Source organism: Pseudomonas sp. NC02 (genome assembly GCF_002874965.1).
In the GTDB taxonomy this organism is placed as follows: Bacteria; Pseudomonadota; Gammaproteobacteria; order Pseudomonadales; family Pseudomonadaceae; genus Aquipseudomonas.
The window spans coordinates 197,734-215,189 of sequence record NZ_CP025624.1 but is presented as its reverse complement, the minus strand read 5'-3'; the positions used below and the strand labels follow the sequence as shown (position 1 = coordinate 215,189).

Sequence of the window (17,456 nt, the reverse complement as noted above, 5' to 3'; positions counted from 1 at the left end):
TTCAGAATACCCCTGCGGCTGCCCATACTTCACGCCTCATTGCGCACGAGGGGTTTTCCATGACTGACGATCAACAGCATCTGCATCACGCCGTGCAACTGGCCAAAGCCAACGTAGCCGCCGGTGGCCGCCCGTTTGGTGCCGTGCTGGTGCGCAACGGCGAGGTGCTGGTGGAGGCGGTCAACGAAATCCACTTGAGCCAGGACCCCACCGCCCACGCCGAGATGCTCGCCATCCGTGCCGCCAGCCAACAACTCGGCCCGCGCCTCGACGGTTGTGTGATCTACGCCAGCGGCCAGCCCTGCCCGATGTGCCTGAGTGCGATGCACCTGTGCGGCATATCCCGCGTGGTGTTCGCTGCCAGCAACGACGTGGCGGCGCCCTTTGGTTTGTCCACAGCAGCGATCTACCAGCAACTGGCGCTGCCGCTGGCGGAGCAAAAATTGCCCGTGCAGCACCTGCCGCAGGCAGCGATGCAAGCCCTTTACCGCGAGTGGCAGGCCCTGCATGACGCTGAATAATTCGTTGGCCGGCAAGCTCGCCGGTTGGGGTTTGCTGGTGGTGCTCGGCCTGAACCTGCGGCCCATCCTCAGTTCCATCAGCCCGTTGCTGGGGGAAATCCGCCTGGCCACCGGCCTGAGTTTCCAGAGCAGCGCCCTGCTCACCAGCCTGCCGGTGATCTGCATGGGCCTGGTGGCGTTGGTGGGGGTGCGCCTGGAGGCGAAGCTGGGGGAGCGTCGCGGAATCGCCCTGGGCTTGATGATGATTCTGTTGGCGTGCCTCGCGCGCTGGCTGTTTGGCCAGGCGCCGGCGCTGCTGGCCACGGCATTGTTCGGCGGTGCGGGTGTGGCGCTGATCCAGGCGCTGGTGCCGGCGATGATCAAGCGCCAGTTTCACCAGCGCGTGCCGTTGGCGATGGGGGTTTACTCGGCTTCGCTGATGGGCGGCGGTGGCTTGGCCGCCCTGCTCAGCCCGTTGGTGGCGGGGCATTTCCAGCAGTGGCAGGCGGGGCTCGGGATCTGGCTGCTACCGGCCCTGGGCGCACTATTGTTGTGGGCGTGGCTGCCATTGGGTGCGGCGAAAAACCCGCAGGTGACGGCGCCGTTCCAGGGCCTGCGCAACCGTCGGGCGTGGTTGCTGGCGCTGTATTTCGGCCTGGTGAATTGCGGCTACATGAGCATGGTCGCGTGGCTGCCGGCCTACTATCAGCAGTTGGGTTGGGGCGTACTGCCCAGTGGTTCGCTGCTGGCGTTCATGACGATCTTCCAGGTAATCGCCGCGCTGTTGATGCCCGCACTGGCGCAACGTGGCATTGATCGTCGACCGTTACTGAGCATCAGCCTGCTGGCCCAGACCGTGGGCTATATCGGCCTGCTGACGGCGCCGCTGGAGTTCCCCCACCTGTGGGTGGCGTTGATCGGTTTCGGCCTGGGAGCGTGTTTCGCCCTGAGCCTGTTGCTGACCCTGGATCACCGCCGCGACCCTCGGGAGGCCGGCCAACTGGCGGCGTTCGTCCAGGGCGTGGGCTTTTTGATCAACGCCGTATCACCGTGGCTGACCGGCTGGCTGCGGGAATTGACTGGCAGTTTCGTAAGCGCGTGGATGGTGCTGACGCTGACGGTGGTGGCGATGCTGATACTCACCCGGGTGTTCAGCCCGGCCACCTACCGCACAGGCTCTATGGATATGCAATTTGAATCTAGATAAAACAATGAACATTCTTTTGCGGAATAAGCGAGGCGATTAGAATCGCGGTTTCCTTCAGGACGCCGGAAAACTCCATGGACCTTCGCCAACTGCGCTACTTCATTGCTCTGAACGAGTACCGCAGTTTTGTGCGCGCCGCCGACGCCATGGGCATTACCCAGCCGGCGTTCAGCCGCAGCATCCAAAGCCTGGAACAGGAGTTTGGCTGTGTGCTGGTGGACCGCGCCCACAAAGACCTGCGCCCCACTCCCGAGGGCCAGGTGGTGTTGCAACATGCCTTGTCGCTCGTTCAGGGGGCGGCGCGGCTGAGCCACGAAGTCACCCGCATGACCAAGCTCGACGCCGGCGAATTGCGCTTTGGCTGCGATGCCGTGGCGGCGGTGAACCTGGTGCCTGGAGCGATCGCACGGTTTGTCGGCGCTCATCCACGAGTACGCAGCGGTTTGCATGTGGATAACTGGGAAAAACTCGGACGCAGTTTGAGTCGCGAAGAGATCGAATTCTTCATCGCCGATGTGCGCCACTTCGAGGCCGATCCGAATTTCCAGACCCAGGCCCTGACACCCCGGCGCAATGTATTTTTCTGCCGCGCCGGGCACCCGTTACTGGCCAAGGACAGCCTCTCGACCAACGACTTGTTTGACTACCCGCTGGCCACACCGCTGATCGCTCCCGGGGTACGCAAGCTACTGGCCAACCTGAGCGGGCGTGTCGACTTTTCTCCCGCTATCGAACTGGAGCAGTTTGCGGCGCTGGCAGCCATCGTGCACCAGTCCAACGCGATTGGCCTGGGTGCCGAGGATGCGTTTGCCGAAGACTTTGCCCGTGGCGCACTGACGGTGTTGCACTGGCGCAACGTGCCTCACAGCCTCGACAGTTTGAACAACCGCTGCGGGATCATCAGCCGTACCGGGTTTCGCTTGTCGCCGGCGGCGAAGGCGATGATCGAAACCCTGATCACCGTGGATACCCCCTCTGCTGAAGCAAGCTTGCTCGCCCGCAATTAAAAAACCAGGCTTGCGCGCGACAGCCCATTCTCTTGATTTCAATGAAACTGTTATCGGCAATCAGCGGGTTTTTTCGCCTGCCGGGAACCGACACCATTGGCTCCAGAACAGAAAAACCTGGAGCCCTGCCATGTACTTGAAATACCCAATCAGTTGGACTGCCCTTGCCTTGGCAGCGGCCCTCACCGGCACCGCCGCCCAGGCTTCCATGCCGGCGAACCTGCCCGCCGATCAGAGCGTTGGCGCCATCGAGCAGGTGCACGCCTTCCACGATGCCATGCCCACCGGCGTGAGCGTTACCGAGACCGGACGCATCTTTGTCAACTTTCCTCGCTGGGGCGACGAGGTGCCGTTTACCGTCGCAGAATTGCGCGACGGCAAAGTCGTACCCTACCCTGACCAGGCGATAAACCAGGCCAACCCCAAAGACCCGGCCAAAGGGTTTATCAGCGTACAAAGCGTGGTGGCCGACGGGCGCGGACGCCTCTGGATACTGGACACCGCGGCGCCTGGCTTCTCGCCTCCACAGCCAGGTGGTGCCAAGCTCGTCGCAGTTGAGCTCGCCACCAACAAGGTGGTCAAGACCCTCGTATTCCCGAAAAACGTCATGCTGCCCGGCACCTACGTCAACGACATGCGCTTTGATTTTCGCGTGGGTGACCAAGGCGTGATCTATATCACCGACTCTTCACTTACCGGCCCGGGCGCGATCATCGTCATGGACATCGCCAGTGGCACGGCCATACGCCGGCTCAGTGGTGCACCCTCGACCTCGGTCGACCCGAACTTCGTACCCACGGTCGAAGGCCAGGTCCTGAAAGTGCGGGATGCCAAAGGCGGCACCCAGCCTTTTGCCGTGGCTTCGGACGGCATCGCCCTGTCGGCTGATGGGCAGACCTTGTATTTCTGCCCGCTGTCGAGTCGGCACCTGTACGCCATCCCCACGGCACTGCTGCGTGACGAGACAGTCAGCGAAGCACGGCTCGAAATGGCGGTCAAAGACCTCGGGGAAAAAGGCGCCTCGGACGGGCTTGAAGCCGACGCTTCGGGGGCCGTGTATGCCGGCGACTACGAAAACAACAGCGTGCGCAAACGGCTGGCGAACGGGCAATGGCAGACCATCGTCCATGATCCGCGTGTGCTTTGGCCCGACACACTGTCAATCGGTCCTGATGGCTACCTGTACTTCATCGCCAATCAGCTGCACCGCCAAAGCATCTTTCACGCAGGCAAAGACTTGCGCCAGAAACCCTACAGCCTGCTGCGCGTGAAGATCGATGCCGCGCCGGCGCCCACACACTAGCGGCGCCGAAGCATGAATATTGATGCGTTGAACCTGTTCATGCGATCAACAGAGCTGGGCAATATCACCGCAGCCGGCAGGGAGCTGGGACTCGCGCCCTCGGTGGCCAGCCACAAACTGGCGAAGCTTGAAGAATACCTGGGCATGCGCCTGCTGCATCGCACCACTCGCCAGGTCAGCCTGACCGAAGACGGTGCGCTGTTTCTGCCCCATGCAATCCGGGTGCTGGCAGCCGTGGACGAGGCCTATCTGGTCGCGGTGAAAGGCAAGGACGTGGCCAAGCGGGTGTTAAGAGTATCCGCCCCCGGGTCCTTCGCGCGGATGTGCATGATGCCGGCCATTACCCGGTTCCTGCACGCCAACCCGAAGCTGAAGATCGACCTGATACTGTCCGATCAAATGCAGGACCTGACCGAGATCGGGATTGATGTGGCAATCCGCATCGCCGCCCTGAAGGACTCATCCCTGGTGGCGCGCAAGCTCGGCTGCGACCGACGCATCCTGTGTGCGGCACCCGCCTACCTTCAGGCGCATGGCGAACCGACTTCACCTGCGGAGCTGGTCAATCATTCCTGCATCCTGCTGGGCGACGAGGACCATTGGCGTTTCGTGGGTGCCCGGTCACACAAAGTCACGGCAATCAGTGGTTCGCTCAGAGTCAATTGCGGCGAAAGCGCACGGCTTGCCGCGGAGGGTGGGCTCGGCATCGTCTCTGTTTCACAGTGGAACGTCAGGCCCTCACTGGAAAGCGGCGCATTGGTGGAAATCATGCCGTCCTGTGTCCTGGAGCAAACCCGGGATATCTGGGCGATCTACCCCAGCGCGCGGTTGATCTCATCCAAGGCTCGGGCTTTCGTCGAGTTCATGATCGCCGAGTTCCAGGGCGATTTTTAGCATAGGGAAAAAATCATGACGGTGACTCACCAAACTGCAGGCAGAACAAATCTCGCGAGCGGTCCACGCGTCGTTCGACTAGGGGTGACAGACTTGTCGTTCCATCGGGTTACCGCTGCGGTGGTAGCGCTGGTGTTGCAACGCATGGGCCTGACCGGACAAAGACGGCCGTTCGATTCCGAGGCCTTTTACGAATTCTGAATTCGCGGCAGGCTGGCTACAAGGGCCTGCTCACTGAGGCTAGTTTGGCGATGCAGATGTTCTGCAATCTCCCCAAACCGAGGATTCCAACATGCTCTACCTGGTTTTCAGCGGCACCATCAAAGAAGGCAAACAGGCCGAGTTCTATCGTGATGTAGCGGCCGTTTCACAAAAGCTCACCCACCAGCACGACAAGGCCGTGGTCTATCAATGGCATAAGGATGAAGAGAACCCCAACCGGTTTTTTCTCAACGAACAGTGGGAAAGCGTCGCGGACCTGCACGCGCATTTCGAAACGCTCTACAAAGCCTTCGGCCCGGCGAAACCCACCGAGCGCCTGCCGGCGAAAATCCTCGCGTACCTGGATGAAGCACAGGTGAACTTCTACCAGGCCATTCAGTAAATCGCACCCGGTCACCCCAGGGTGACCGGGACGCTTGCTCAGCTCGCTGTCCTTTCCACCGGGTTGAGTTCGCTCAGCCGTCCCTCCTGGCGCGCAAACCGATTGGCCCGGGCAAACGTGCCAAAATCGTTGAAGCGCACGCCCATCTCCGCCATCACCTTGTGCGCCGTTTTCACCGTCATCTGGCGGATGTAGAACGGCTCCTTGACCACAAAGTGATGAATCCCGTGGGTGCTGCCGAAATTGAAGCAGAACGCCTGCAACGGCCACAACCACCATGGGTTGAGCACCTGGGTTTGCTGGATCACGTTGCCCGGCTCGATGTCACCGTAGTAGTGCATGTTGGAGCTGACAAAATGCAGGCAGAAGGTGCGCAGCACGTTGGGCCCGATGATCACCACGGCGGCGATGTCGATGATGTGCATCACTGCCAGGGTGTTGGCTGACCAGTCGATTGGCGCGCCCAGCAGGCTGGCGATGCCATTCGCGGCATGGAAGCCGAGGAACACATACCACGCGCCCCAATGCAGCAGCGCCAGCGGTGCGTAGACCAGCGCCGTGCGCTTGAGAATGCCCAGCTTGTGCTTCCAGGACGGTGCGCGCAGCACCCGGATCAGTGCCGACATGATGTTGTCGCCGACCATCAGCAAACGTGCCAGGCCCCACGGTTCACCGTTGGTGATCGCGCGCTCTTCGATGTCGGTTTCGCTGCCGGAAACCTTGTGGTGATTGAGGTGGATATGGCGCCGTACCCAAGGGTTGATGGTGCTGGGCCGCGCCAGCCACACCAGGCCCATCATCAGGTTGTGGGGCAGGCGCTGCTTGCGAAAGTACATGCTGTGGATCAGGTCGTGTTCCAGTTCGTGGGTCAATGACGCGAGGAATGCGTTGAGCAGCAGGCACACCCACCACGCCATGTGCCCGGTGATATACAGCGCCGCCGAACCCAGCATGCCCACCAGGGCAAAGGCCAGGATGCCCGCGCCCAACGCATCCTGATGCAGCAGCCAGGGGTGGCGCTGGCGCAATAACAGCCCCTCGGCCAGCACCACTTCACGAATATGCGCTGAACGCTGTTGTGCGTTCATCTGCCGGGGGCTTGCAGAAGTACCGTCCATGCTTCCATCCTCTGTCTTATTGATGCGTACATCCTGCCCTATGCGATCTGGCGGGACGCTAGCCCCACACGCCAACCTGTTGACCGCAAGCGCCAATCAACATGACCGAACCCACCTCTCTCGCCAGCTGGACCCGCGCCCTGCGCAAGCAGCTCGACGCCCTGGGCCTCGACAGCGCCGCGCTGTGCGCCCAGGCCGGGCTCGACCCGCAGTTGATGGAAGATCCGAACGCGCGCTACCCGCTATCGGCCACCACGCGCCTGTGGGAACTGGCGGTACAGGCCAGCGGCGACCCGGCGATTGGCTTGCGGGTGTCGCGGTTTGTCAGCCCCACCACCTTTCACGCGCTGGGTTATGCGCTGGTGGCCAGCGGCAGCCTGCGGGAAGTGTTCGAGCGGATCGTGCGCTATCACCAGGTGGTCAGCGACGCACTGAGCCTGGAGCTTAGCCGGGAGGGCGAACGTTACCGCTTTCGCCTGCAACAGCCCGCCGGTACACCCGCACCCGCGTTTGAGGCGATTGATGCGTTCGCCGCGATTTACGTGCGCACCTGCCGCAATCGCCTGGGCCGGGAGTACGCGCCGCTGGCGGTGTACCTGCGGCGGCCCGAGCCGGCTGATCCCAAGCCGTGGCACACGGTATTTCGCGCGCCGGTGTTTTTTGCCGCCGAGGAAGACCGTCTGGAATTTGCGGCCCGGGACTTTGACAGCCACCTGGACGATGCCAACCCCGAGTTGGCCGAGCACAATGAAACCGTGCTCAAGCGCACCCTGGCGCAACTGCGGCCGCTGACCTGGGAACGCAAGGTGCGTTCGGCCATTGAGGCGCAGTTGCCTGACGGTGAGCCGAGTGCCGAGCGCATCGCCCAGGCGTTGCATTTGAGTTTGCGCAGCTTGCAGCGGCATCTGGCGGATGAGGGCTGCCGGTTTGATGCGCTGCTGAACGAATGCCGGGAGAACCTCGCGCTGCTGCATCTGCGGGACCCCGAGTGTTCGCTGGCGGAGATCAGTCATTTGCTGGGGTTTGCCGATACCAGCAGCTTCAACCGGGCGTTCAAGCGCTGGACCGGGATGACGCCGGGGCAGTTTCGGGATGGGTTGAGGTAGCTGGAGTTGCGGCGGCTGTGAGGGCCTCTTCGCGAGCAAGCCCGCTCCCACATTTGACCGCATTCCAATGGATGTACTCGGTCAAATGTGGGAGCGGGCTTGCTCGCGAAAGCGGTCGATCAAACACCCCAAAAGCCAGTGGCAGTCAGCGCCCGCGATCCCGCCGCAACACTTTCTTCACCCGCGCCACCAACGCCCGGGCTTCAAACGGCTTGAGCAAATAATCATCCTCATGCAATTCCAGCCCACGCAGCCGATCTTCAATCCCGTCCGGCGTGGTCAAAAACAACATCGGCGTCTCACCCTTCAACCGGATCGCCTGCTGCAGCTTCCAGGCATTCAGCCCCGGCAGCATCACATCCAGGATCACCAGGTCGTATTCGGTGCTTTCCACAAAGCGCAGGGCCGCCATGCCATTGGCCGCCACCTCCACCGTGTAGCTGGCCTCTTCAAGACTGCGGCCCATCGCCTCGGCCGCCTCTGACTCGTGTTCCACTAGCAGGACGCGCATAACACACCTCAAATAATCGTGAACGCAGGCTACCACCCTCAGGCATGCGCCGCCTCGCGCAAACGTTGCGGGTCGAGGATTTCGATCTCGCCATAGCCCAGGCGCACGATGCCCTGGCCTTGCAGGTCCTTGAGCAACGCATTGGTGGTCTGGCGCGACAGGCTCAGCATCGCGGCCAGGTCTTCCTGGGGCAGTTGCAGCACCTGCCGGGCCTGCTCGATGTCGCCATAGCCCTCGGCGATCATCAGCAGGCGGTGCGCCACCCGCACCGACGCCGGCATCAGGCTCAATTGCTCGATATTGATAAAGGTCAGGCGCAGCTTCTGGCTCATCAACAGGGCCATGTCGCGCCAGTAACGCGGAGTCTGTTCAAGAATGTGCAGCAACGCCGGCTGCGGCACCTGCAACAACGTACAAGGCCCGACGGCGCAAGCATCGTGGGTGCGGGGCAACCCGTCGAACAATGAGATTTCGCCGAACCAGTATGGCAACTCCGCCAGGCTCAACACTGCCTCCTTGCCCTGCTCGTTCACCGCGCTGATACGCAGGGAGCCCTCCAGCACCGCATACAACCCACACGGCGGATCGCCGCGCTTGAACAGGTATTGCCCCGCCGTCAGCTGCCGCAACCGGGCGCTGGCCAGCAAGCTATTCTGTAGATCAGCAGGCAGATGGCTGTACCAGTGACCGGTGGCCAGCCGTGGGTGCCATTTCTCTACATCCATGCGAACTCCGAAGATTGTCGGCCAGTTGACAGTGTGTCGCGGGCCTACAGGGCATGATCAAACATCCTACAGGAGGAACAACAATGAAAAGCCTCGTCGACCATCTCAGTCAATACGCGGCCTACCACCGCGATCCGCGCAATATCGCCAGCCACTTTATCGGCATCCCGCTGATCGTGGTGGCCGTGGCCGTGCTGCTGTCACGCCCCGAATGGACGGTGGCCGGGCTGTGGCTGTCGCCCGCGGTGGTAGTGGCGCTGCTTTCGGCATGGTTCTACCTGCGCCTGGAACTGGCGCTCGGCGTACTGATGACGGTGTTGATGGGCCTGTCGGTGTGGGCCGGGCATGTGCTGGCGGCGCAAAGCACGCTGGTGTGGCTGAGCAGTGGCATCGGCATGTTCGTGGTGGGCTGGGTGATCCAGTTTGTGGGGCATTACTACGAGGGGCGCAAGCCGGCGTTTGTCGATGACGTGTCCGGGTTGATCGTGGGGCCGTTGTTTGTGGTGGCGGAGTTGGCGTTTCTGGTGGGGCTGCGGCATGAGCTGAAGCGGCAGATTGAAGAGCGCTCGGGGCCGGTGGCCGTGCGGCACAAGAACGCCACGGCCTGACAAGCAACACAAGCTAAATGTGGGAGCTGGCTTGCCTGCGATGCTGGCACCTCGGTGTCTCAGGCATACCGAGGTGATGCTATCGCAGGCAAGCCAGCTCCCACAGGGGTTTTGCAGTGTTCTTAGGCTTTTTGCCAGACCTTGGGCTTGAAGAACAACGTCTCGCCCCGCGCCAGGCCGGTCAGGCTGTCGTGGTCTTTTACCACTTCGGCTTCGATCAGTTCGCTCTGGCCTTCGACCTTCAGGGTCACCCGGGTGGTCGCGCCAAGCGGGCGAATATCACGCACTTCAGCCGCGTGGTGGTCTTCCAGTTCATGGCGCGACAGCGACACTTCATGCGGGCGGAACAGCACGTGCTTGTCTTCACCCAAATGCAGGCGGTTGGAGTCGCCGAGGAAGTGATAAACAAAATCACTGGCCGGGTTTTCGTAGACTTCGCCCGGTGAGCCAATCTGCTCGATCACGCCCTTGTTCATCACCACGATGCGGTCCGCCACTTCCATGGCTTCTTCCTGGTCGTGGGTCACGAACACCGAGGTCAGGTTGATGTCTTCGTGCAGGCGCGCCAGCCAGCGGCGCAGTTCTTTACGGACCTTGGCATCGAGGGCGCCGAAGGGTTCATCCAGCAGCAGCACTTTCGGCTCTACCGCCAGGGCGCGCGCCAGGGCGATACGCTGGCGCTGGCCGCCGGAGAGTTGTTCCGGGTAGCGATCCGACAGCCAATCGAGCTGCACCATGTTCAGCAGCTCGTGGACTTTTACCGCGATCTGGCTTTCGGTGGGGCGCTGGTTTTTCGGTTTCATGCGCAGGCCGAACGCGACGTTGTCGAACACGGTCATGTGGCGGAACAGCGCGTAGTGCTGGAACACAAAGCCGACGTTGCGATCACGCACGTCGTGGCCGGAGACGTCTTCACCATGGAACACGATGTTGCCGGCATCCGGGGTTTCGAGACCGGCGATGATCCGCAGCAGGGTAGTCTTGCCGCAGCCGGACGGGCCCAGCAACGCCACCAGCTCGCCACTCTGGATGTCCAGATTGATGCTGTTCAGGGCCTTGAAGGCGTTGAAATTCTTGCTGACATTACGGACTTCGATCGACATGACTTATTCCTCACCAGCACTTTTGCGCAGGCGGTTGATACGGTTCTCGCTCCACTGCTTGAGCAGCAGGATTAAGAGCGCCAGGATCAGCAACAGGCTCGCGACGGCAAACGCGGCGACGTGGTTGTATTCGTTGTAGAGGATCTCGACGTGCAGCGGCAAGGTGTTGGTCACGCCGCGAATGTGGCCGGACACCACCGACACCGCACCGAACTCACCCATGGCCCGCGCGGTACACAGCACCACGCCGTAGATCAGGCCCCACTTGATGTTCGGCACGGTGACATGCCAGAACATCTGCCAGCCGTTGGCGCCCAGCAGGCGCGCGGCCTCTTCTTCCTGGGTGCCCTGCTCCTGCATCAGCGGGATCAGCTCACGGGCCACGAACGGCACGGTGACAAAGATGGTCGCCAGCACGATGCCCGGCAAGGCGAACACGATCTGGATGTCATGGTCTTGCAGCCACGGGCCAAAGAAGCCCTGGGCGCCGAACATCAACACGTAGACCAGGCCGGCGATCACCGGCGATACCGAGAACGGCAGGTCGATCAGGGTCACCAGGATACTTTTGCCACGGAACGAGTACTTGCTCACGCACCAGGCGGCGCTGACGCCGAACACCACGTTGAGCGGTACCGAAATCACCACGGCGATCACCGTGAGTTTCAATGCCGACAGCGCGTCCGGCTCAAGGATCGCGGTGAAGAACGCACCCAGGCCATTCTTCAGGCCCTGGGACACCACGATAAACAGCGGCAGCAACAAAAACAGGAAGAACACCAGCCAGCCAAGGCTGATCAGGATGCGTCGGGACACCGCACTGCCACGACGGGCAGCGTTGGCCGAGGACGCGGCGGAAATAGACGATTGGGACATGTTCCGCGCCTCCTTATGGGTGTTCGATGCGCCGCTGCAGCAAGTTGATCAGCAGCAGCAGGACAAAGGAAACCACCAGCATCAGCACACCGATGGACGTGGCGCCGTGGTAGTCGTATTGGTCGAGCTTGACCATGATCAGCAACGGCAGGATCTCGGTTTTCATCGGCATGTTGCCGGCGATGAAGATCACCGAACCGTACTCACCGACACCTCGTGCAAACGCCAAGGCGAAGCCGGTCAACCAGGCCGGCAGCAGCGCCGGTACCAGGATGTAGCGGAACACTTGCAGGGGCTTGGCGCCGAGACAGGCGGCGGCTTCTTCGATTTCCCGGGGGATATCGGCCAACACCGGCTGCACGGTACGCACCACGAATGGCAGCGTGACGAAGGTCAGCGCGAGAGTGATGCCCAGGGGGGTATAGGCGATCTTGAAGCCCAGGTCGGCGGCGAACTGGCCTACCAGCCCGGTGGGCGTGTACAGCGCGGTGAGTGCAATACCGGCGACGGCGGTGGGCAGGGCGAACGGCAAGTCGATCATCGCATCGATGATCTTGCGCCCGGGGAAGGTGTAGCGCACCAGTACCCATGCCAGCAGGGTACCGATCACGCCGTTGATGATCGCGGCATACAACGCAGTGCCGAAGCTCAGTTTCAACGCCGCCAGCACACGCGGTGCGGAGATGATGTTCCAGAACTGATCCCAGGTGAGTTGAGCGGCATGTACAAACATCGCCGCAAGGGGGATGAGTACGATCAGGCTGAGGTACACCACGGTGTAGCCCAGCGTCAGCCCGAAGCCGGGTATGACGGGGGAGATACGACGCGACATAAGAGTCCTTGGTTAGCGGGTAGATACCACTGTAGGAGCGAGCTTCTGTGGGAGCTGGCTTGCCTGCGATGCCGGCACCTCGGTGTATCAGTTACACCGAGGTGATGCTATCGCGGGCAAGCCCGGCTCCCACAGAAAGCTGGCTCCTACAGTTTGATTTTGCTTACTGCGCCGAGTAGATCTGGTCGAACACGCCACCGTCATTGAAGAATTTCGGTTGGGCAGTTTTCCAGCCGCCGAAGTCTTTGTCGATAGTCACCAGGTCCAGTTTCGGGAACTGCTGGGCGTATTTGGCGGCGACTTTCTCATCGCGTGGGCGGTAGAAGTTCTTCGCCGCAATCTCCTGGCCAGCCGGGCTGTACAGGTGCTTGAGGTACTCGGTGGCGATCTCGGTATTGCCCTTTTTCTCAGCGTTCTTGTCGACCACGGCCACTGGCGGCTCGGCGAGGATCGACAGCGAAGGTACAACGATGTCGAACTTGTCGGCGCCGCCGTCTTCCTTCAGGGCCAGGAAGGCTTCGTTTTCCCAGGCCAGCAACACGTCACCCTGACCGTTGTTGACGAAGGTGATGGTCGAACCGCGCGCGCCGGTGTCGAGGATCGGCACGTGCTTGAACAGCTCTTTCACGTATTCCTGGGCCTTGGCTTCGCTGCCACCGGCTTTCAGGCCGTAGGCCCAGGCGGCTAGGAAGTTCCAGCGGGCGCCGCCGGAGGTTTTCGGGTTCGGGGTGATCACCGACACGTCTTTCTTGATCAGGTCGCCCCAATCCTTGATGCCTTTAGGGTTGCCCTTGCGTACCAGGAACACGATGGTCGAGGTGTACGGGGTGCTGGCGTCCGGCAGGCGGGTTTGCCAGTTTTCCGGCAGGGTCTTGCCCAGTTTTGCGATTTCGTCGATGTCGCCGGCCAGGGCCAGGGTCACGACGTCGGCGCGCAGGCCGTCGATTACCGCGCGGCCCTGCTTGCCCGAACCACCGTGGGATTGCTGGATCTTGACGTTGTCACCCGGGTGCGACTGCTTCCAGAAGCTGGTGAATTCAGCGTTGTAGTCCTGGTAGAGCTCGCGGGTGGGGTCGTAAGACACGTTGAGCAGTTCGTAATCCTTGGCAACAGCGGAACCGGCAAACACGGCACTGGCCAGTGCTGCCAGGGCATAACGGCGAATCGACGACATAGAAGGCTCCTGAAATTCTTGGGTGTTGGCTTTTTTCTTATAGTTGCGGGTCTTGCAATCGAATCGCCGGTGTTGCTCAGCTCGGTTTGTTGCCCGGGTTCTGCAAACGGAATTTCTCTTTGCGTTCGATTTGTACTACCTGGGCGTTGTGCACAGTGATTTCCACCGCGCCAAACCGCAGATCGCGCAGGGCGCTCTGGATCTCGCGCAAAATGGCTGCTTCGTCCTGGCCGTCAACGCTACGTAGAGATGCGCTCATGGTCGTGCTCCTGAAATGAGAAGTGCCTCGCAGTGGCGGCACTGCTTGCGGCGTGAGGGCGATAGTAGATAAGCGCGGATATTCTTAAAAATACTATTTAAGAATGTTTATATAACCAGAAAGAATTTTCTGGTGGGACGAGGGGTTGCGAGGGGTTTTGCGGGACGACCCGTGAAATAAAGCCGTGTGGAGATCCAAATGTGGGAGCGGGCTTGCTCGCGAAAGCGGTGGGTCAGTGACAGATTTGCTGACTGACCCACCGCCTTCGCGAGCAAGCCCGCTCCCACATTTTGGCCCTGTTTGAAATCAGGACAGGCGGTGGTTAACGAATGGTCGGCGCCCTCGCCCAATCCAGCTCACTGGCCGGCATCGGCCGGCCAAACCAGTACCCCTGGCCAAGGTCACAGCGCTGGTCCAATAGAAACCGCGCCTGCTCAACCTGCTCGATACCTTCGGCATGCACCTGCATGCCCATGCTCTGCGCCAACGCGATCACTACCCGCACGATCGCCGCATCGTCCTCATCCCATGGCAACCCGGCGACAAAACCCTGGTCGATCTTGAGCTTCTGCACCGGCAAGCGCTTGAGCCGCAGCAGCGATGAATAACCGGTGCCAAAGTCGTCGATAGCCAGGCGTAAGCCGAGCTCACGCAGGCGATGCATTTGCTCAAGGGCGACTTCCGGGTCCTCCATCACCGCGCTTTCGGTGACTTCCAGCTCTAAAAGCGCCGGATCCAGCCCCGTGTCGTGCAGCACCTTGGCCACTTGCTCATACAGCTCCCGCCGGGCAAACAGGCGGCTGGACACATTCACCGCGAGAAACGTCAACGGTGCACCGTCTGCCAGCCACTGGCACATCTGGCGGCAGGCCTGGTCCATGACCCAGGCGTCTATGTCGGCAATCAGCCCGGTGCGCTCGGCAATCGGGATGAATTCCCCCGGCGGCACCAGCCCGCGCTCCGGGTGCTGCCAGCGCACCAGGGCTTCGACGCCGATCATTCGGCTGTCTTGCAGGTCGTGCACTGGCTGGTAGTAAACCCGCAGCTCCTGCTGATCCAGGGCGCGACGCAGTTCACCGGCCATTTCCACGCGGTGCTGGGCGTGGGCGGTAAGCTCTTCGGTGTACAAGGCATAGCCTTCGCGGCCGGCGCTCTTGGCCTTGAACAACGCGGAGTCGGCGTTGCGCAGCAGTTGCTCGGCGCTCAGCGCGTCGCTGGGGAACAGGCTGATCCCGATGCTCACGCTGATAAACAGTTGATGGCCGTCGAAGATGACCGGTTCTTTCATCGCGTCGAGAATACGTTGCGCCAGGGCGGCGGCCTGGCCCACCTGCGGACAACTTTCCGCCAGCACCGCGAACTCGTCACCGCCCAGGCGCGCCAGGGTCACGCCGGGGCCGAACAGGCCTTGCAGGCGCTCGCCGACGGCCTTGAGCAACTGGTCGCCGACGTTATGGCCGAGGCTGTCGTTGATGATCTTGAAATGGTCGAGGTCGAGCAGCAGCAAGGCGCAGCCACGTTTATGGATCTGCGCGGAGGCCAGGGCCTGTTCGGCACGATCGGTGAACAGCAGGCGGTTGGGCAGGTCGGTCAGCGGGTCGTGATGGGCCAGGTGCGCCAACTCGCTCTCGGAGTGCTTGATGGCGCTGATATCGGAGAACACCGCGACGTAGTGGCTGATATGGCCCTGCTCATCACGGATCACCCGGATGGTCTGCCACTGTGGGTAGATTTCGCCGCTTTTACGGCGGTTCCAGATTTCACCGCTCCATTCACCTTCACGTTCCAGCGTCTCGAACATCGCCTGGTAGAAACTGGCCGAGTGGCGCCCGGACTTGAACAGGCTCGGCTGGTGCCCCAGCACGTCTTCGCACTGGTAGCCGGTGATTTCGATAAAGGCCCGGTTGACGTGAACAATCAGCCCCTGGGCATCGGTGACCAGCACCCCTTCGCGGGTGCAATCGAACACGGCGGCGGCCTGGCGCAGGCGCTCGCGGTTTTCCTTCAGTGGCTGCTGGATCAGGTTGGCCCGGGCAAAGTGTGCGCAGAGCAGGTAGATCGCCAGGGCACTGAGGCTGACCCACAGGTAACCGCGTATCTGAAGCCAGCGGCCCAGCTCCACGGGTTCATCGATAAAGTTGATCAATACCTGATGGCTGAGCTGAATCCACACAATCGAAACCAGCAGGTACATCAGCCCGGCACGCAGGGCACCTCGGTATGAAAACAGCATATGTTCAGTAATCCTTACTAAAAAACCAGATTCGCCCTACAAAGGTTACGGATTATAGAATAAGAAACATCCAGTCACTCCTATCTGAAAGGGCGGCTGGTTTTATCTGTAGGCTTAGTGATAATGCGCAAGCTGGTTTTTTCTTTATCTGAGGGCCATACAGCCTATGTGGTACAACGGTTTTCTTGACTTGTCGGCCTGGCAACTGGTGGCAGTCACTCTGTTGATGACCCACGTGACCATTGTCGGGGTCACGGTCTATCTGCACCGCTATTCAGCCCACCGCTCCCTGGAGCTCAATGCTGGCCTGAAACACTTCTTCCGCTTCTGGCTGTGGCTCACCACGGCGCAGAACACCCGCGAGTGGACCGCTATCCACCGCAAACACCACGCCAAGTGCGAAACCGTCGACGATCCCCACAGCCCGGTGATCAAGGGCCTGTCCACCGTGCTGCGCAAAGGCGCCGAGCTGTATCGCGCCGAAGCCGAGAACCCCGAGACCCTGCGCATCTACGGCAAGAACTGCCCGGAAGACTGGATCGAGCGCAAGCTCTACACCCCGTACCCGCTGCTGGGCGTGGCGATCATGGGCGTGATCGACCTGCTGCTGTTCGGCACCATCGGCATCACCATCTGGGCCATCCAGATGATGTGGATCCCGTTCTGGGCTGCCGGCGTAATCAACGGCCTGGGTCATGCCATCGGCTACCGCAACTTCGAATGCCGCGATGCGGCGACCAACCTGATTCCCTGGGGCATCATCGTGGGTGGCGAAGAACTGCATAACAACCACCACACCTACCCCAACTCCGCCAAGCTGTCGGTGAAGAAGTGGGAGTTCGACCTGGGCTGGGCCTGGATCAAAGTGTTCAGCTTCCTGCGCCTGGCCAAGGTGCAACGGGTCGCGCCGATCGCCCACCGGGTCGAAGGCAAGGGCAGCCTGGACATGGACACCGCGATGGCGATCCTCAACAACCGCTTCCAGATCATGGCCCAGTACCGCAAGTTGGTGATTGGCCCGCTGGTCAAGCAGGAACTGGAAAAGGTCGATCACTCGGTGCGCCACCAATTCCATCGCGCCAAGCGCCTGCTGTCGCGGGAGACCAGCCTGCTGGATGACCGCCACCATGTGCGCATCCAGAGCATGCTGGAACACAGCCAGGCTTTGAAAGTGATCTACGAGAAGCGCCTGGCGCTGCAACAGATCTGGCTGAAAACCAGCACCAACGGCCACGACATGCTGGCGGCGATCAAGGAATGGGTGCACGAGGCCGAGGCGAGCGGGATTCAATCCCTGCGGGACTTTGCCCATCAGCTGAAGACCTATTCGCTGCGGCCTGCCGCGGCCTGATACGGCTGTAGCGAGCCGATTTTTTGTGGCAGGGGAGCTTCTGTG

18 protein-coding genes are annotated in these 17,456 nt (G+C 61.3%); 9 read left to right on the top strand and 9 right to left on the bottom strand.

What is annotated here, in order from left to right; all coding sequences use genetic code 11:
• The first annotated feature begins 59 nt into the window (after positions 1–59).
• From C0058_RS01000 to C0058_RS00970, 6 genes are all read left to right on the top strand, one after another.
• Positions 60–521 carry a nucleoside deaminase gene (locus C0058_RS01000; protein WP_087693642.1) on the top strand — a complete coding sequence of 154 codons (462 nt, stop codon included), beginning with the start codon at positions 60–62 and terminating at the stop codon, positions 519–521.
• Positions 508–1,707: a CynX/NimT family MFS transporter gene (locus C0058_RS00995; RefSeq protein WP_102367877.1), complete on the top strand. Its 1,200-nt coding sequence runs from the start codon at positions 508–510 to the stop codon at positions 1,705–1,707. Before C0058_RS01000 ends, C0058_RS00995 begins: the two co-directional genes overlap by 14 nt.
• A 74-nt stretch (positions 1,708–1,781) precedes the next feature.
• Positions 1,782–2,714, top strand: coding sequence for a LysR family transcriptional regulator (locus tag C0058_RS00990; RefSeq protein WP_003218124.1), 933 nt, complete (start codon positions 1,782–1,784; stop codon positions 2,712–2,714).
• A gap of 130 nt (positions 2,715–2,844) precedes the next feature.
• Positions 2,845–4,017 carry an L-dopachrome tautomerase-related protein gene (locus C0058_RS00985; RefSeq protein ID WP_003218125.1) on the top strand — a complete coding sequence of 391 codons (1,173 nt, stop codon included), beginning with the start codon at positions 2,845–2,847 and terminating at the stop codon, positions 4,015–4,017.
• Between the two features lie 12 nt (positions 4,018–4,029).
• Positions 4,030–4,911 carry a LysR family transcriptional regulator gene (locus tag C0058_RS00980; RefSeq protein WP_102367876.1) on the top strand — a complete coding sequence of 294 codons (882 nt, stop codon included), beginning with the start codon at positions 4,030–4,032 and terminating at the stop codon, positions 4,909–4,911.
• 292 nt (positions 4,912–5,203) lie between these two features.
• Complete coding sequence (locus C0058_RS00970) at positions 5,204–5,515, top strand: putative quinol monooxygenase (protein ID WP_003218128.1); 312 nt, start codon at positions 5,204–5,206, stop codon at positions 5,513–5,515.
• Between the two features lie 38 nt (positions 5,516–5,553).
• Here the strand turns inward: C0058_RS00970 and C0058_RS00965 are convergent, their stop codons facing one another.
• Entirely contained in the window at positions 5,554–6,633 is a 1,080-nt protein-coding gene (locus C0058_RS00965) for a fatty acid desaturase (protein WP_102367874.1), read from the bottom strand.
• Between the two features lie 101 nt (positions 6,634–6,734).
• Here C0058_RS00965 and C0058_RS00960 point away from each other — a divergent pair, with 101 nt between their 5' ends.
• Positions 6,735–7,739, top strand: a complete 1,005-nt coding sequence (locus C0058_RS00960) for an AraC family transcriptional regulator (RefSeq protein WP_003218131.1) — start codon at positions 6,735–6,737, stop codon at positions 7,737–7,739.
• Between the two features lie 145 nt (positions 7,740–7,884).
• Here C0058_RS00960 and C0058_RS00950 read toward each other — a convergent pair whose 3' ends face one another.
• Together C0058_RS00950 and C0058_RS00945 are read right to left on the bottom strand one after the other, a co-directional pair.
• Positions 7,885–8,250 (bottom strand): response regulator, encoded by a 366-nt coding sequence (locus C0058_RS00950; protein ID WP_003218132.1) that lies wholly within the window; start codon positions 8,248–8,250, stop codon positions 7,885–7,887.
• Positions 8,251–8,288: 38 nt separating this feature from the next.
• The gene (locus C0058_RS00945) at positions 8,289–8,975 is read right to left on the bottom strand and encodes a Crp/Fnr family transcriptional regulator (RefSeq protein WP_003218134.1); all 687 of its coding nucleotides are present in this window, start codon (positions 8,973–8,975) and stop codon (positions 8,289–8,291) included.
• Between the two features lie 83 nt (positions 8,976–9,058).
• On the opposite strand from C0058_RS00945, the gene C0058_RS00940 reads away from it, so the two are divergent.
• On the top strand, positions 9,059–9,583 hold the full coding sequence (locus tag C0058_RS00940) for a DUF962 domain-containing protein (protein WP_102367872.1): 525 nt from the start codon (positions 9,059–9,061) through the stop codon (positions 9,581–9,583).
• Between the two features lie 122 nt (positions 9,584–9,705).
• Here C0058_RS00940 and C0058_RS00935 read toward each other — a convergent pair whose 3' ends face one another.
• The 6 genes from C0058_RS00935 to dibA all read right to left on the bottom strand — a co-directional run bounded on the left by C0058_RS00935 (position 9,706) and on the right by dibA (position 16,060).
• Positions 9,706–10,686: a sulfate/molybdate ABC transporter ATP-binding protein gene (locus C0058_RS00935; RefSeq protein WP_003218138.1), complete on the bottom strand. Its 981-nt coding sequence runs from the start codon at positions 10,684–10,686 to the stop codon at positions 9,706–9,708.
• A 3-nt stretch (positions 10,687–10,689) separates the two neighbouring features.
• A complete protein-coding gene (cysW, locus tag C0058_RS00930) occupies positions 10,690–11,562 on the bottom strand; it encodes a sulfate ABC transporter permease subunit CysW (protein WP_102367871.1) in 873 nt (290 codons plus the stop codon).
• Between the two features lie 13 nt (positions 11,563–11,575).
• Entirely contained in the window at positions 11,576–12,394 is an 819-nt protein-coding gene (gene cysT / locus C0058_RS00925) for a sulfate ABC transporter permease subunit CysT (RefSeq protein ID WP_003218141.1), read from the bottom strand.
• A gap of 163 nt (positions 12,395–12,557) precedes the next feature.
• Positions 12,558–13,568, bottom strand: coding sequence for a sulfate ABC transporter substrate-binding protein (locus tag C0058_RS00920; protein ID WP_003218143.1), 1,011 nt, complete (start codon positions 13,566–13,568; stop codon positions 12,558–12,560).
• 76 nt (positions 13,569–13,644) lie between these two features.
• Entirely contained in the window at positions 13,645–13,827 is a 183-nt protein-coding gene (gene oscA, locus C0058_RS00915) for a sulfur starvation response protein OscA (RefSeq protein ID WP_003170956.1), read from the bottom strand.
• A 322-nt stretch (positions 13,828–14,149) separates the two neighbouring features.
• Entirely contained in the window at positions 14,150–16,060 is a 1,911-nt protein-coding gene (gene dibA, locus C0058_RS00910) for a phosphodiesterase DibA (protein ID WP_102367870.1), read from the bottom strand.
• A gap of 166 nt (positions 16,061–16,226) precedes the next feature.
• Between dibA and desA the strand changes: the two genes are divergently transcribed.
• Positions 16,227–17,411 carry a delta-9 fatty acid desaturase DesA gene (desA, locus tag C0058_RS00905; RefSeq protein WP_087693634.1) on the top strand — a complete coding sequence of 395 codons (1,185 nt, stop codon included), beginning with the start codon at positions 16,227–16,229 and terminating at the stop codon, positions 17,409–17,411.
• Positions 17,412–17,456: the final 45 nt, after the last annotated feature.